The following is a 16,149-nucleotide window of genomic DNA, read 5'->3' on the forward strand; positions in this document are numbered from 1 at the left end:
AAAAAAAATAATTTTATTTATAGTTTTTTCTAAAAAAATGTTTTATAACGATTTAAAATGTAAAAAAGAGAGGTGTAAACCTCTCTTTTTTGATTTATAAATAAATCTTTTTAATCCATTAATTTTTAATGATTTCGCAATGTTTTTTACTATAGATTTGTTTCAACTAAAAACAAAAAAAATGAAAAAATTTCTACTATTAGTACTAACTTTTGTTAGTTTATTTTGTTTCTCACAAGAGACTCAATATTACAATGCGCTTCCAAACAATGGCTCTACCTCGGGAAATTCTAGAGCTCCTCAAGGATTTCAACGTTACTCAAGAACGGTTTATTTGATTACTGCTGCTGAAGTTACAGCATCTGGATTAGTTAATGGAGATGTTATCAATTCAATAGGGTTTAACTATTCTTCCGCGCAAAACGTTGCAACTACTGGAAACTTTACGGTGTATTTACAAAACACAACAGATGTTACAAACTTAAAATCAAACACTTGGGCTACTGCTATTACAGGGATGACAACCGTAAGTAATAGTACGTTAACGATTCCAGCAGTAGTGGGACAATTAAACCATGGTTTTACAGGTGGTTCTGCATTTACTTACACAGGTGGAGGAATTTATGTTGCATTCGATTATCAAAATGCTTCTGGTGCGGTTGCAACAACTGCAAATGTTGCTTTGTGCTCAACAACGTTAACTGCGGGATTAAAAAGTGCGCAAAGTACAACAGCTATTCCAACCGCTTTGACAGATTCTAATTGGAGACCACAAACATTTTTAGGGAAAAATGTTGTTTGTGCTTCACCTGCAAATGTAATGACATCTGGTATTACTGAGACAAGTGCTAATATATCTTGGATTGGTAGTGGATCAAATTATTCTATACAATATGGAGTTTCTGGTTTTACTTTAGGGTCTGGAACAATAGTTAGCTCTGCTTCAACTCCTTATAATTTAACTGGTTTAAATTCTGGGACAGTATATAGTTACTATATTAAAAAAATGTGTACAGCACCTAATGAAAGTATTTGGGCAGGTCCATATAATTTCACAACAGTTTTTTCAGCGGCAATTCCTCCTTATTCATATGGTTTTGAATCTAATCAAGATTGGAGTATTTTGAATGCAGGTACAGGAAACAATTGGGCATTTTATAATCAAGCAGCTCCAATTCCTCTTGCTGCTGAAGGCACAGCCTATGCCGGATATAATTATCATGCTACTAACGCAGCTAATGCTTGGTTGTTTTCTAGACGTTTGTATTTAACTTCTGGAGTAACATATTCTATTAAATTTAAATATAAGACAGCTGAGGGTTCTACTGCTTATCCTGAAAATTTTAAAGTGACTATTGGTACTGATAAAACTGTTGCAACACAAACGAATACATTGCAAACTTATGATGGAATTACACTTCAAACTTGGACACAAGCCGACTTGAGTTTTACACCTTCTACAACTGGTGATTATTATTTAGCTTTTAATTGTTTTTCTACAGCAAACCAATATAGATTAGCAGTTGATGATGTCCAAATTACAAGCACACTATCTTCCTCTAATTTTGAAAAAATAGCTTTTAATTTATTCCCAAACCCTGCAAATTCAATTTTAAATATCAATTGCGAAAATGCAATTGACAGTGCAAATATTATTGATATTAATGGAAGAATAATTAAGGTATTTACTTCGTTTAATAAAAATAATACGGAATTAAATATTTCTGAACTTAATGCAGGAATCTATTTTATAGAGATTCAAACGAATGAAGGAAAGTCGGTTAAGAAATTTATTAAAAACTAAATCTATTTATTATACACCATTAACATTTACTTTGTTTATGGTGTATATTAAAGAAAAGTTAAAATAAACATATTTGTGTTATTTTTTTTATGTTTTTTTATTTTTTGAGTATATTTACTGCATACTAACAAAAAATAATATTAAAAAATGAAAAAATTATTACTTTTTACTTTGTTGTCAATAGGGATTAATTCTTTTGCACAAGGAGGTACTAGTTGTGCAGCATCAACTGTTATTTCTAGTAATGGAACATATTCAATAGGGGATTTGACTATGGGGAATTATCCTACTGGAACTGTTTGTTTTAATGGAAATCAAAGCCCAACACCACATGCTAGATGGTTTAGGTACACACCTTCTGTTGCGGGAATATTAACAATAACATCTGATATAGCTGCAAATGTAGCAGGTGCAGATACAAGATTAAGTCTTTTATCAGGATCTTGTTCAGGACCTTGGACTTGTGTTGCTTCAAATGATGATGTTTCAGGATCGAATTATAGATCAGCAATAACCAATGTTGCTGTGACTGCAGGTACTACATATTATATTTTATGGGATAATAATTGGGAAGATGATAACCATTCTTTCGATTTTACATTTACTGCAGCTACTTGTTTTGCACCTTCTACTTTTTATTTACCTGAGTATATTTCAACGACAGAGGCAAATTTGTATTGGGATCAATCTAGTCCACAACCAGCTAATTATGATGTAGATTGGAGTAATGATTTCTCTACTCCAGTAGGTTCTGGAACTATGATTACAGCTTCTTCGGGTGCTTTAGCTTATTCTTCTGCAAATATTGCTTCTATTCCTGCATCAACTAATTTTAGATATTATGTAAGAGGTAACTGTGGTGGTGGAGATGAAAGTACTTGGGCAGGGCCATTTTACGGGTATCTTCCTGTTACTTTACCTTATTCAAACGATTTTGAATCTGCTGCAAATAATTATACAGATGGTTTTGTAGGACAATTTTCAGGTCCATTCGCTACATCTGGTACTTCAACTCCTGCTAATTACGCTGACGGTGGTGCTGGTGTTGCAATGTATACTTTTAATAGTACAACTGCTCAATCTGATAGAAGAGCTTATTTTAGAGGAACTCAGTTAGCTTCTGGAGAGGTAGTAACAATATCTTTTAAAACAAGATTGTATTCTGAAACGACTGTTTCTGAAATGGCTTTTGATTTAACTGTTGGTAACTCTCAATCTGTTGCGGGACAAACTACCGTGATACAGTCTTTTACAAATAATAGTGATGCAAGTTATATTACACATACTGCCACTTATACTGCCCCAGCTGCTGGAATTTATTATTTTGGTATCCATAATAACTCTGCTATTGGAGCAAATGAAACTTTTTTGTTTTTAGATAGTATTACATTAGATACAAATTTATCATCTAATAATTTTAATTCTTCTTCTGCAAATATTTCAATTTACCCAAATCCTGTAAATGATATATTAAATGTTTTATCACCAGATTTTGAATTAGAATCAGTTACTATTACAGATATTAACGGTAGAATTGTTAAAAATGTAAATGCAAATAATACTAGAAAAGAAATCAATGTTTCAGATTTGAATTCTGGTGTTTATTTTGTTAATGTGAATACAGTTGACGGTAGTGTAGTTAAGAAGTTTATTAAAAACTAATTCAAGTTTTATATCTTTTAAAAAAGAGTTGTGATTTTAAATTGCAGCTCTTTTTTTGTAATATTTCATTTTAATTACTGTTCAATTGAGTTGCTTAAATAGATTATAATTTACTGTTTTGAATTTTTTATATTAATATTACTTGGTTTTGAGTTGTAGTGTTAACTATATCATTACAGGATACAAAATCTAATTTTTAGGTAGTTTTGTCAAATTTTTACGTTAATGAGGGTAAAATTTTAGGTGCTTGACCTAAAACTTTACGTCTAGTAGGGTAAAACTTTTGGTTGTTGACCTAAAATTTTACGTCTGATGGGGTAAAATTTTACGTTATTTGCCCTAAAAATTTAGGTTAAGAACCTAAACGTTTGGGTTGAGGACCTAAAACTTTAGGTTATTTGACTAAAAAAGAAAGAAGAACGTTATATTGTCATTGAAAACAACTGTGTTTTTGGTGCTTTTCGTTTCAAACGCAAGTCAAAGGCCATACAAATATTACGAACATAGGGCTTTCCTTTTTCGGTTACAAGGATAGATTGATCTCCAAATTCTAACAAACCATCTTTTTCCATCTCTGTAAGATTAGATAAAATAGATGAAATTTCAGGAAAATAGGTAGCATTATCACTCCAAGAAGTTGTAAATTGACACATTAAATTTAAGATATGTTTTCTAATTATTAAGTCTTCTTCGTTAAGAATATGACCTCTAAAGATAGGCAATTCGTCTTTTTCTAATGCGGCATAATAATCTTCTAATTTCTTTTCATTTTGTGCAAAAGCATTCCAAGAATCACTAATTGAAGAAACTCCTAAACCAATCATTACTTCTGTTTTTGAAGAGGTATAGCCCATAAAATTACGATGTAAGCATCCTGTTTTGAAAGATTGTGTCATTTTGTCGGTTTCCAATGCAAAATGATCCATACCAATTTCTATATAATTGCGTGCCAACAACTCATTTTTCCCTTTTTCATATAATTCTCGTTTCACCTCATCTTTTGGTAAATCGTCATCATTAAAACCACGTTGACCATTTCCTTTTATCCATGGCACATGTGCATAACTGTAAAATGCAATTCGATCAGGTTGTAATGAATTTGTTTTTGCGATTGTATCTAAAACATCGTCTAATGTTTGAAAAGGTAATCCGAAAATTAAATCATGTCCGACAGAAGTATAACCAATTTCTCTTGCCCAAAACGTCACTTTTGCCACATTATGAAAAGATTGATTTCTGTTGATAGCCTTTTGTACTTTTTCTGCATAATCTTGCACACCAAAACTTACTCTTCTAAAACCCAAATCATAGAGTGTCTGTAAATGTTCGTAACTAGTATTGTTAGGATGGCCTTCAAAACTAAATTCATGTTCTTTCGCTTTGTTTGCGTTTTTAAAAAGACCATTGATTAATGTTGTTAAATTTGCAGAAGAGAAAAAAGTTGGTGTTCCTCCTCCTAAATGAATTTCTTTAATTAGAGGTCGCTCAGGGAGTAATTCACAATATAAATCCCATTCTTTCAAAACAGCTTTTATATATGGATTTTCTACATCGTGTCGCTTGGTAATTCGTTTGTTACAACCACAGAAAGTGCATAAACTTTCGCAAAAAGGTAAATGTATATATAAACTGATACCTTCTGTAGAATTAGAGGCAACAAAAGATTCTAGTAATGTTTTTTTCCATTGATTTACAGTAAACAAGTTTTCTTCCCAATAGGGAACGGTTGGATAACTTGTGTATCTTGGTCCAGGAACATTATATTTTTGAACTAACGACATGATTTAAAATGTTTCATCAAAAATAAGTATAGCGAATTAACAGAAAAATGATAATTATCATATCTGTCTTTTTTATAATTTAAGTCGTAAATTCGTGCATTAAATGAAAGATATGAAAAATATAGTGTTTCTTTTTTGTGTTTCAATATTGTTTTTAGCTTGTGGAGAGGAAAAACAAATGGCATTTACAAGCGTTAAAGCTACAGCAATTCATCATGATTCTATCAGTATTCGAGCAATTGTATTAGATAGTAATGAGCTATGGTTTGCAGGTAGTAATGGAAAATATGGAGCCATAGAATTGTTAACTACTAAAAAATTTAGAGGAAGAATTAATAAGGATTCATTACATCCCGAATTTAGAAGTATTGCCAAAACAAAAGATGCCGTGTTTTTATTGAGTGTAGCTAATCCTGGGTTGTTGTATAAGATTTCCAATGATAGAAAAGTGGTAGAATTGGTTTATGAAGAGAATAATGAAAAAGTTTTCTATGATAGTATGCAGTTTTTAGACAATCAGTTTGGAGTTGCTATGGGAGATCCTGTTGGTAATTGTTTGAATATTATTGTGACCAAAGATGGAGGTAATTCTTGGCAAAAAATACCATGTACTTCATTACCCAAAGTAGAAGAAGGTGAAGCTGCTTTTGCTGCAAGTAATAGTAATGTAGTGTTGCATAACAATAAAATTTTTATCGTTTCTGGAGGTAAAAAATCCCGCTGTTTTGTAAGTGAAGATAGTGGCTTTACTTGGAATGTATATGAAACACCAATTGTGCAGGGAAAGACAATGACAGGAATTTTTACAGCCGATTTCTATGATGAAAATATTGGATTTATTGCTGGTGGAGATTATGAAAATCAAGAAAACAATTCAGATAATAAAGCCATTACTAAAGATGGTGGAAAAACATGGAAACTTGTAGGTCAAAATACAGGGTTTGGTTATGCATCTTGTGTTCAGTTTGTACCCAATAGTAAAGGAAAGGCATTAGTTTGCGTTGGAGGAACAGGACTTCATTATTCTAGCGATAGCGGAAAAACATGGCTAAAAATGTTAGACGATAAGGATTTATATACGCTTCGTTTTAAAAATGACTCTGTGGCTTATGCTGCAGGAAAAAATAGAGTAGTGGAGTTGAAGTTTGGGAGGTAATTCTCTTGTTACCCTTTTTTAGGGTGCACTATATACAAAAAAAGCACTTTACAGTGCTTTCTATTATTCTCTTTTTCCTCTAAATTGTTTCAGTAATTTTCGATTAAACTCTTCTTCCACTTTTTTAAGTTTAATAACTTTTTTCGCAGGCAAAACTTTTAGCATATCCTTGATGAATTTCTTTTTAAGATTGTGCATTTCTTCTTCATAATCTTCAATTTGACTAATTAGTTCTTGCGCTTCTTTTTCGCTTACATTATCAATTTCTTCATTTTCGAATTGATTGATAATTTTTCTCATTTTATTATGTCTAATTTCGAACTGTTTGTCATCAAAAGTATTATAAATTGGCCAAAATTTCTGTGCCTCATCAGTGGTTAATTTCAATTGTTCTGTAATATAAGCCACTTTTATTGCTTTAATTTTCTCTTTTTTTTCTTTAAAGCCTTGAGAAAAGGTTAAAGTGAAAAGAAATAATACTACTATGGTTAATTTTGTTTTCATTGTTATTGATTTAAATAGTAATCTAAGTTTTGAGTATCTAATAAATAGGCTTCAATAGCGTCATCATTAATAGACAAATCATTTTCTAAAGCAGTTATATCTTCGTTAGATAATTTATCAACGATTTCATAAGTAGAATATTCTGTACTTAAATAGGTCTCCAAGGTGGCTGTTTCTAATGTGGTTGTTTTCTTCATATTAAAATAAACTGGAGTTGCTATCATTACTAATAAAACTGCAGCAATACTCGAAATCCAAAGTTGTTTTCTATGAAATAGAGCTACTACTTTTGTTTCTTTTTTAGGCAATTGTTGCATCATTTTTGCTTCAAATTGCTCAAAATAGTTTTCTGGAATTTCAAATCCTGGGTTTATTTTATTTTTTTGATCTAATTTCAAATCTTTCATTTCTAGATTCTTTAAATTATAATAGTTTATTTCTCTATTGTTTTTGAACCTTATTTATATTGGACAAAATTAATTATAAAAGGTTTAATTCTTTTTTAAATGTTCTTCAATTTTTTTTACTGCCAAATGATAACTAGCTTTTAATGCTCCAACAGAGGTATTTACAATTTCCGATATTTCCTCATATTTCAATTCTTGAAAATATTTCATTTTAAAGACTAATTGTTGTTTTTCGGGCAAAAGTGCTATGGCTTTTTGAAGTTTTAACTGAATTTCATCTCCATCAAAATAGACATCGCTTTCTAGTTTTTTTAGCGCATTTTGTTGTGCTTCTTCATTTGTTATGCCGCTTTTTCTAGCTTTTTGTTGTAGAAAGTTTAAAGATTCGTTAGTAGCAATTCTATAAATCCAAGAAAATAATTTACTCTCGCCTTTAAATTTTGATATATTTTGAAAAATTTTTATAAATGTATTTTGCAGAACATCATCAGTGTCGTCATGGTTTAAAACAATGTTTCTTATATGATGATACAAAGGTTTTTGATACAATTGCAATAATTCCCGAAACGCATCTTGTTGTGTTTTCGGGTTAAGTAATCGCTGAATAAATACTTTCTCGTCTTGCAATTTCACATTGTTTTAATCATTAGACTAAAGGTAATTAAAAAGGTTTAATCATTCGGAAAGAAAAAAATAAATGGTATTTTTGCGCAAACAAAATAAAATCATGGTTAAAACAGTAATTTTTGATATGGATGGTGTAATTGTAGATACAGAACCAGTACACCATTATGCTTATCACCAACATTTTAAAGAATTAAATATAGAAGTAACAGATGCTATTTATGAAACTTTTACAGGCAATTCTACACGAAATGTTTTTCAAAAATTAAAAGATTTATTTGATTTAAAAGAAGATGTTGAAGATTTGATACTTAGGAAGCGTCATATTTTTAATGATGCTTTCGATACAAAACCCGATTTGTTCTTGATTGATGGAGTGGAAAACTTAATTAAAGATTTGCATGCTAATGGAATTCAGTTAATTGTGGCATCTTCTGCTTCAAAAGGAACTATTAATAGAGTATTTACTCGTTTTAATTTGCATCAATACTTTTCTCATATTGTTTCTGGAGAAGATTTTCCAAAATCGAAACCACACCCTGCTATTTTTGAGCATGCTGCAAGTTTATCTGTAAACCCAAAAGAAAACTGTATGATTATTGAAGATAGTACTAATGGGGTGGTTGCAGCAAAAGGGGCAGGTATTTATTGTTTAGGCTATAAGAGTTTGCATACTAAAGGTCAAGATTTATCTTTAGCAGATAAAATTATCGCTGATTTTAGTGAGGTTAATGCCGAAATGATTAGTGTTTTGTTCTAAAAGAATAAAGAACAGTATTTAAGAATGCATTTTAGTCAGGAAGTAGATGTTTGGCTAAAATGCGTTTGTTTTCTTTTTTAACATTTTCTCTTTTTTTTAAATTCCATAAAATATCACTCGAAAACTTACGTGTTTTTTCTACATTAACGATAGCATTTGGATAATTTTCTCCTAATCTAAAATTGTATAATTCTTGTTCTATTGGCGTTAATTTCCAAGGTTCATGAAGAAAAGGTAGTGATAACGCATTAAGTTCTGGAACCCATTTTTTAATAAATTCTCCTTCAGGGTCATGTTCTAGTGAGTTTTTAATGGGATTATAAATTCGTAATGTATTAACCCCCGTTACACCTGCTTGCATTTGAATTTGTGGATAATGAATGCCAGGTTCAAAATCTAGAAAATTTTGTGCCAAATGCGGTGAACAATTTTGCCATGGTTGCCAAAGGTTGTGAGTATAAAAAGAAACCACAAGAGCACGCATTCTAAAGTTTAAATAGCCAGTAGCAGTAAGACATCTCATGCAAGCATCTACAATTGGAACACCCGTTTTGCCTTTAATCCAAGCTTCGTGGTAGTGTTTTTTTATAGGTTGATTCAAATCTCTATATCCTTCATTCACAGCTACAAATTCCATACTACATTCCATTTCAAATTTTTGTATGAAATGAGATTGCCATCTTAGTCGAGACATAAAATTTAATAGTGCTTTTTTTCGATCATTATTGACTAAGTAACGTGTTGCTTCTTGAAAAACTTCACGAACAGATAAATTTCCCCAAGCAATATAAGGTGATAATCGGCTACAACTTTTTCTTGATTTTTCGGGTTTTGAAATGTTTTTTGAATAATCAATGACTCTTTCTTTAAAAAAGGAATTCATATATCTTTTTGCCATTAAAAAACCACCTTTCTGGAATAGTGAATCTGGATTTGTTTCTAAGGACACAAGTGTAAAATGATTTTCAATGTTTTCAATGTCTTTATATTTTAGAAATGTTCGCGCATTAGGTTGAAACGGAAAGCAATTCTTATTCATATAATCATACCAATCTTCTTTCCAGTTTTTTCTATTTTGTATGCCTCTAATTATTCCATTATTTATGGTTTCAAACCACCTAATATTGTTGACATTGAAATATTGAGATAACTGTATGTCTCTTTCATAAGTTCGTTTTATTCCGGTTTCTTGGTGCGAATATATTGCATGAATATTAATCAAGTTATTTAGTTTTTCAAATACATTAATCGCTTCATCTTCTACAATTAATAGTTGTGTATGAAACGGTAGCAATGCTTTTTGTAGTGCTTTTAATGATTGTTTAATAAAATCGAAGTGACGATTGCTATAGTGCATGTCGTTTTGCAGTGAAGGCTCAAAAATGTAAAGTAGAAGTGTTTTTCTACCCGATGAAATGGCATTATATAGTGCTTCATTATCAGTTAATCGTAAATCTCTTTTAAACCAAACTATATTCATACTATTGTTTTTATATCTCTATTTTAGTGCTTCTTGATAGACCCGTAAACATCTTTCTCTAGCTACTTTATGATCTACTATTGGTTTTGGATAGTCTAAAGAATCTAATTCTGTTACCCATTTTTTAATGTATTTCAAATCCTTATCAAATTTTTTTACTTGTTCTGTAGGATTAAAGATTCTAAAATAAGGAGCAGCATCAACACCAGAGCCAGCAGCCCATTGCCAATTACCAACATTACTTGCTTGATCATAGTCAAGTAGTTTTTGTGCAAAATAGGTTTCTCCCCATCTCCAATCTATTAATAAATGTTTACAAAGAAAACTAGCTACAATCATTCTCACTCTATTGTGCATGTGTCCAGTTGTATTGAGTTCTCTCATTCCAGCATCAACAAAAGGATAACCTGTTTTACCATCGCACCATTTTTGAAATAATTCTTCATTGTTTTCCCAAAGTATAGCGTCATATTTTGGACGGAAACTTTGGTTAATTGTGTGTGGAAAATGCCATAGTATTTGCATAAAAAATTCTCTCCAAATGAGTTCGTTTAAGAAAGTTTCATTTTCAGATTTGAGAGCAAGAATTACCATTTCACGAATTGAAACTGTCCCAAATCGTAAATGAACACTTAGAAGCGATGTGCCGTTAACAGCTGGAAAATTTCTAGTATCTTCATAATTATTGATTAGTTGCTCTGAAATGGTGTATGGTGAAACCGTAATCTTTGATTGTTGAAAACCTATGACATCTAAGTTTAGGAAGGGATAGGAATGCGTTGCTATTTTATTTATTTTTTCTTCTGATTTTATAGGTTTTATGCTCGTTAATTTTAATTTTTCTTTCCATTTTTTTGAGAAAGGAGTGAAGATTACATATGGTGTTCCATCATCTTTAACAATTTCATTTTTCTCGAAAATAACTTGATCTTTAGATGTCTTAAACGTTATATCATTTTCTTTAAATAACTGATAAATTTCTTTATCTCTTTTTCTTGCATAAGGTTCATAATCATGATTTGCATAGACGTTCTCAATACTATTTTCTTGTATCAACTTTTTAAAAACAGTTACTGGTTTTCCATGAAAAACTGCTAAAGATTTGTTATACTCTTTTAATTTCTCATTAATAATTGTTAATTGTTGGTAAATGAATGTTACTCTAGCGTCATTTTTTTCAAGCTGCTCAAGTATGGTACTGTCAAAAATAAATATAGGTAGAACCGCATCATTTTCACTTAGAGCATGAAACAAAGCAATGTTGTCATTTAATCGTAAATCTCTTCTAAACCAGAATATTGTCATTTTTTATTTCTATTAAGTTTTTTTATTAAGAACTATCCGTTTACTGACAAGGTTGACATTCCACCATCGACATGGAAAACTTGCCCCGTTATCCATTGACTTTTTTTAGATAATAAAAATGCAGCCATTTCTGCCATATCATTCGCACTACCTATCTTTTTTAAAGGGTGTCTTTCGGCGGCTTTTTCTTTTTTTATTTCGTTATTTAGAAATTTATTTGCCAATGGAGTATCTGTTAAAGAGGGAGCAATTATATTCAATCTAATTTTTGGAGCATATTCGGCAGCAAATGCTTTACCAAAACCTTCGATAGCTCCTTTTGCAGCAGCAATACTTGTATGAAAAGGCATCCCTTTTCCAACTGCGACACTACTAAACAATACTATGCTAGGGTTTTCAGAAGCAAGAAGGTTAGGTAAAATGCTTTGAAGAACTTTAACCATATTAATAAAGTTAATTTGTAAATCTTCTTGAAAAGTTTCAATTTTTATTCCTTTAAAAGGTTTTAGATTAATACTTCCAGGAAGAAAGACAAAACCATCTATTTTTTCGGGTAAGGCACTCGTATTTAATACTTGTTTTGTAATATCAAAAGGGATATAATTTATTCCAGTGTCTAAATTTCCTCTGGTTCTGGAGGCTACATAGACATTGGTTTCCTCTTTTATAATTTCTGTTAAAGCGAATCCAATTCCATAGGAACCGCCAATTAATAGTATATTTTTTTTCATTTTTTCATTTTTAAGAGTGATGATGTAATCGCATTTTCAATTAATTAAGAAGATGTAAATTAATTTTAAAACTCACCAAAAAGTTCGATTAGTTTTGCTCTTCTAAATTTAAATATTTCGTCTAATTTTGGTTTTACTATTATTGGGTGTGCCAATTGTCCTATAATTCCAAATGGCAATTTATAGTCTATAATATCTTCCATTTCAACTCCTCCAGGTATTTCTTTTAAAAAATGTTTATGATGCCAAAGTGAGTATGGACCAAAACGTTGTTCATCTACAAAGTATTTATTTTCTACTACATGTGTAATTTCGGTTACCCATTTTGTTGGTATTCCCATTACAGGTGTTACAATATATTGAATGATTTGTCCTGGAAACATTGGTTTTTCTGCTCCTGATAAAATGTTGAACCCCATGTAATCTGGAGTTATTTTTTTTAAATTTTTTGGATCAGATAAAAACCGCCAAGCCTCTTCAATTGTTATTGGTATTTTTTGTACTGTTTTTAGTGTATATATTTTCATTGGTATCTTTTTTTTGTTTAACAAATATACAAAATAATTAAACAAAATATTTTTAATTTTAGGAATAGCTTAACATTTTCATTCTACATTTTTAGTAATTTCGTAGAAAACCAAATTGTCAACTTCATATAAATAAAAAACAAAATGAAAAAGGTATTTATTATGGCATTGTTAGCGTTTTCATCGTTAACAATTAATGCTCAAGTAGAAACACCGCAAGCAAGTCCGTCTTCAAAAGTGGAACAAATTGTGGGTTTAACGCATGTAACAATTGATTATTCTAGACCAGGAGCAAAAGGAAGAACGGTGTATGGTGATTTAGTTCCTTATGGAAAAAATTGGAGAACAGGTGCAAATGCTAACACTATTATTACGTTTGATCAGAATATAAAGATTAACGGTCAAGAATTGAAAAAAGGAAAATATGCTCTATTTACCACACCAAAAGCAGACTCTTGGGATATTATTTTTTATACTACTACAGATAATTGGGGATTACCAGAAAATTGGGAAGACAGTAAAGTAGCTTTAAAAACTACTGTTAAGCCAGAAACTTTAAGTAAACCAGTTGAATCTTTTACTATTGCTATTAATAATTTAACCAATGATAGTGCTACTTTAGATTTGGCTTGGGAAAGAACTCAGGTTTCTGTTCCTTTCACTGTTCCTACTAATGAAGTTGCTATGGCTAGTATTGAAAAAGCTTTATCGGGGCCAGCAGCTAGAGATTATTTTTCAGCTGCCCAATATTATTACCAATCTAATAATGATTTAAACAAAGCGCTAGCTTGGATAAATAATGCTGTTAGTTTAACTCCAGAAGGTAAAGACACTCCTTTTTGGTATTTACGTTTAAAATCATTAATTCAAGCAAAACTAGGAGATAAAAAAGGAGCAATCGCAACTGCAAAATCTTCTTTAGAAGGAGCGAAGAAAGCAGGAAACGGTGATTATGAAAAAATGAATAAAGATAGTATTGCAGAATGGTCTAAATAAGATTATTGTGAAGTAAATATAGAATGTCGTTTGACTTTTTTGTCAAACGGCATTTTTTATGTTAAATAAATTGGATGCTGATTAGATGTCATTTTTCATTCGAATTTACTGGATTTAGATATAGAAGTTGAAATTTAAAAATAATAAGATAAATATTTAAAAAAATGTCTTTTTTGATAAGTACAAATAAAATAGTTTTTAATACTTCCGAGTTTAACGATTCTCAGCAAACAAAAATTATACACAAGTTAGTCATTGCTTTTGAAAAGGCTAAAATTAGTAATAATGAAATTCATTTTGAGCGTTTTAAGAGATTTCGATTAATTGATAAAGGAAGTATAATAATAGAATTTACTAAAAGAAAGATTGAAGTAAATACAGAGTTACATTTTCACTATTCATTTTATTTAATATAAGGTGTTCTGATTTTTAATGGTATTATAAATTTTGATAATTTAAGCATTGTTTTACTGTTTTTTGTAATTGGTATTTTCATATTTATTTTATCAAGATTTTTTTCAAATTGGTTATTGAATAGAATTGTTGAAAATGCAATTAAAAAATGTGTTTTAGTAAGACAAGTATATTATAAATAACTAGAATATTTATTGTTTAAAAAAAAACTCCCGATGATGATATCGAGAGTTTAAAATTGAGACTTAATTTAAATTATCTTATTTAACAATTATTATTTCTTTTTTTCTATTATTTAAAAGTGCCTGAAATAGTAATGAAATTATAAAAGTCAAAACAACACCAATAAAATTTAGCCATAAATAGCTAAGTTTTTCATTATCATTTGGTTGAATGTGTATTGTGAAATAATAAATTATAAAAATTATTGTCTGACTTAAGCAGGCTCCAATGAATATAGCTTGTCCTTTTATATATTTAATATAGAAACCTACTAAGAAAATGCCTAATACTGTTCCATAGAACACAGAACCAATTATGTTAACCAATTGAATAAGATTTTCAAACAGCGAACTAATACAAGCAAAACCAATAGCAACAATTCCCCAAAAAAGTGTAAAATATTGTGTTGCTGTAACATAATGTTTATCTGATTTTCCTTCAATATTCCGTTTGTAAATATCTATAGCTGTTGTTGCGGCTAACGAATTTAATCCTGAAGCACTAGAAGACATTGCAGCACTAAAAATAACTGCTAAAAGTAGTCCTAATAATCCTTTTGGTAAATAGTGCAATATGAAATAGAGAAACACATAATCTTTATCATTTGTTTCTGAGTCAACATCTACTTTTTTAATAATTTCTTTTGCATCTTCTCTTAATTCTTTTTCTTTTAATGAAAGAGCTACCATTTGTTTTCGAAGCGTTGGATTATCGAAATCATTATGTTGCAATTGTTCTATATATATCTTATTTACAACTTGTTTTTCTTCATTGATATAGGCTAACTTATTTTCTAAATTCTCATAATTTTCTTTGTAGGTAGATTGTTTTACCTTAGTAACATTATTTGGGTTAAAATGCAATGGAGTGTCATTAAATTGAAAAAAAACAAATACTAAAACCCCAGTTAAAAGGATAAAAAATTGCATCGGTACTTTTAAAATACCATTCATTATTAATCCCATTTGACTTTCTTTTACTGATTTTCCAGACAAATATCTTCCCACTTGTGATTGATCTGTACCAAAATAGGATAGCATTAGGAAAAAACCACCTGTAATACCACTCCAAAAAGTATATCTTGTTTCTGGATTATAGGAGAAATCTAAAATATCCATTTTGCCATTGGCACCAGCAATATGCAAAACATTAGAAAAATCTAAATCTTCTGGTAAATATTCTAGGATTAAAAAAAAGGTAATGAACATTCCAGAAAGAATGATGAACATTTGCTGTTTTTGGGTAACGTTTACTGCTTTTGTTCCACCAGTAACGGTATATATTATTACCAGTGTTCCAATGATAATATTTAGCATTGTCAAATTCCACCCCAACAACGCAGACAAAATAATGGAAGGAGCATAAATTGTAATTCCAGTTCCTAAACCTCTTTGAATGAGAAATAATATTGCTGCTAATGTCCTTGTTTTAACGTCAAATCGTTGTTCTAAATATTCATAGGCAGTATATACTTTTAATTTGTGATATATTGGAATAAAAGTATAGGCAATTACAATCATTGCTAAAGGTAATCCAAAATAGAACTGTACAAAACCCATTCCATCGTGGTATGCTTGTCCAGGAGTTGATAAAAAGGTTATAGCACTAGCTTGTGTTGCCATTACTGATAAACCAACAGTAAACCAAGGTGTTTCGTTATTATCTAACAAATAATCTTTAACGTTTTCACTTCCTTTTGTTTTTAATGCACCATAAATTACTATAAAAAGTAGGGTACAAGAGAGTACGATCCAATCTAAATATTCCATATTATGA

The 16,149-nt window shown here is 30.3% G+C and carries 15 protein-coding genes; 6 read left to right on the forward strand and 9 right to left on the reverse strand.

The genetic code is table 11. The features are described 5' to 3' along the window. Positions 1-181: 181 nt before the first annotated feature. Positions 182-1,804 (forward strand): T9SS type A sorting domain-containing protein, encoded by a 1,623-nt coding sequence (locus tag ACZ49Z_RS15945; RefSeq protein ID WP_464305291.1) that lies wholly within the window; start codon positions 182-184, stop codon positions 1,802-1,804. A gap of 147 nt (positions 1,805-1,951) precedes the next feature. Beyond that, positions 1,952-3,466 (forward strand): T9SS type A sorting domain-containing protein, encoded by a 1,515-nt coding sequence (locus ACZ49Z_RS15950; RefSeq protein ID WP_464305292.1) that lies wholly within the window; start codon positions 1,952-1,954, stop codon positions 3,464-3,466. Between the two features lie 422 nt (positions 3,467-3,888). Here ACZ49Z_RS15950 and hemN read toward each other — a convergent pair whose 3' ends face one another. Further along, positions 3,889-5,247, reverse strand: a complete 1,359-nt coding sequence (gene hemN / locus ACZ49Z_RS15955; RefSeq protein WP_464305293.1) for an oxygen-independent coproporphyrinogen III oxidase — start codon at positions 5,245-5,247, stop codon at positions 3,889-3,891. A gap of 112 nt (positions 5,248-5,359) precedes the next feature. On the opposite strand from hemN, the gene ACZ49Z_RS15960 reads away from it, so the two are divergent. Further along, positions 5,360-6,403 carry a sialidase family protein gene (locus ACZ49Z_RS15960; RefSeq protein WP_464305294.1) on the forward strand — a complete coding sequence of 348 codons (1,044 nt, stop codon included), beginning with the start codon at positions 5,360-5,362 and terminating at the stop codon, positions 6,401-6,403. A gap of 63 nt (positions 6,404-6,466) precedes the next feature. Here the strand turns inward: ACZ49Z_RS15960 and ACZ49Z_RS15965 are convergent, their stop codons facing one another. From ACZ49Z_RS15965 to ACZ49Z_RS15975, 3 genes are all read right to left on the reverse strand, one after another. Then, entirely contained in the window at positions 6,467-6,907 is a 441-nt protein-coding gene (locus ACZ49Z_RS15965; RefSeq protein ID WP_464305295.1) for a sensor of ECF-type sigma factor, read from the reverse strand. A 2-nt stretch (positions 6,908-6,909) separates the two neighbouring features. Next, the gene (locus ACZ49Z_RS15970) at positions 6,910-7,314 is read right to left on the reverse strand and encodes a hypothetical protein (RefSeq protein WP_464305296.1); all 405 of its coding nucleotides are present in this window, start codon (positions 7,312-7,314) and stop codon (positions 6,910-6,912) included. 84 nt (positions 7,315-7,398) lie between these two features. Beyond that, positions 7,399-7,941 (reverse strand): RNA polymerase sigma factor, encoded by a 543-nt coding sequence (locus tag ACZ49Z_RS15975; protein WP_464305297.1) that lies wholly within the window; start codon positions 7,939-7,941, stop codon positions 7,399-7,401. 100 nt (positions 7,942-8,041) lie between these two features. On the opposite strand from ACZ49Z_RS15975, the gene ACZ49Z_RS15980 reads away from it, so the two are divergent. Then, on the forward strand, positions 8,042-8,698 hold the full coding sequence (locus ACZ49Z_RS15980; RefSeq protein WP_464305298.1) for an HAD family hydrolase: 657 nt from the start codon (positions 8,042-8,044) through the stop codon (positions 8,696-8,698). Positions 8,699-8,729: 31 nt separating this feature from the next. On the opposite strand, the gene ACZ49Z_RS15985 is transcribed toward ACZ49Z_RS15980, so the two are convergent. The 4 genes from ACZ49Z_RS15985 to ACZ49Z_RS16000 all read right to left on the reverse strand — a co-directional run bounded on the left by ACZ49Z_RS15985 (position 8,730) and on the right by ACZ49Z_RS16000 (position 12,741). Then, a complete protein-coding gene (locus tag ACZ49Z_RS15985) occupies positions 8,730-10,178 on the reverse strand; it encodes a cryptochrome/deoxyribodipyrimidine photo-lyase family protein (protein ID WP_464305299.1) in 1,449 nt (482 codons plus the stop codon). An 18-nt stretch (positions 10,179-10,196) separates the two neighbouring features. Next, positions 10,197-11,483 (reverse strand): cryptochrome/photolyase family protein, encoded by a 1,287-nt coding sequence (locus tag ACZ49Z_RS15990; protein ID WP_464305300.1) that lies wholly within the window; start codon positions 11,481-11,483, stop codon positions 10,197-10,199. A 32-nt stretch (positions 11,484-11,515) separates the two neighbouring features. Continuing rightward, positions 11,516-12,214: an SDR family NAD(P)-dependent oxidoreductase gene (locus ACZ49Z_RS15995; protein ID WP_464305301.1), complete on the reverse strand. Its 699-nt coding sequence runs from the start codon at positions 12,212-12,214 to the stop codon at positions 11,516-11,518. A gap of 65 nt (positions 12,215-12,279) precedes the next feature. Next, the gene (locus tag ACZ49Z_RS16000; RefSeq protein ID WP_464305302.1) at positions 12,280-12,741 is read right to left on the reverse strand and encodes an SRPBCC family protein; all 462 of its coding nucleotides are present in this window, start codon (positions 12,739-12,741) and stop codon (positions 12,280-12,282) included. Between the two features lie 144 nt (positions 12,742-12,885). On the opposite strand from ACZ49Z_RS16000, the gene ACZ49Z_RS16005 reads away from it, so the two are divergent. Together ACZ49Z_RS16005 and ACZ49Z_RS16010 are read left to right on the forward strand one after the other, a co-directional pair. Next, positions 12,886-13,737, forward strand: a complete 852-nt coding sequence (locus ACZ49Z_RS16005; protein WP_464305303.1) for a DUF2911 domain-containing protein — start codon at positions 12,886-12,888, stop codon at positions 13,735-13,737. A gap of 164 nt (positions 13,738-13,901) precedes the next feature. Beyond that, on the forward strand, positions 13,902-14,153 hold the full coding sequence (locus tag ACZ49Z_RS16010; RefSeq protein ID WP_464305304.1) for a hypothetical protein: 252 nt from the start codon (positions 13,902-13,904) through the stop codon (positions 14,151-14,153). Positions 14,154-14,411: 258 nt separating this feature from the next. Here ACZ49Z_RS16010 and ACZ49Z_RS16015 read toward each other — a convergent pair whose 3' ends face one another. Beyond that, entirely contained in the window at positions 14,412-16,142 is a 1,731-nt protein-coding gene (locus ACZ49Z_RS16015; protein ID WP_464305305.1) for a sodium:solute symporter family protein, read from the reverse strand. Between the last annotated feature and the right edge of the window lie 7 nt (positions 16,143-16,149).

It is taken from the genome of Flavobacterium sp. KY-23415, from assembly GCF_055384985.1.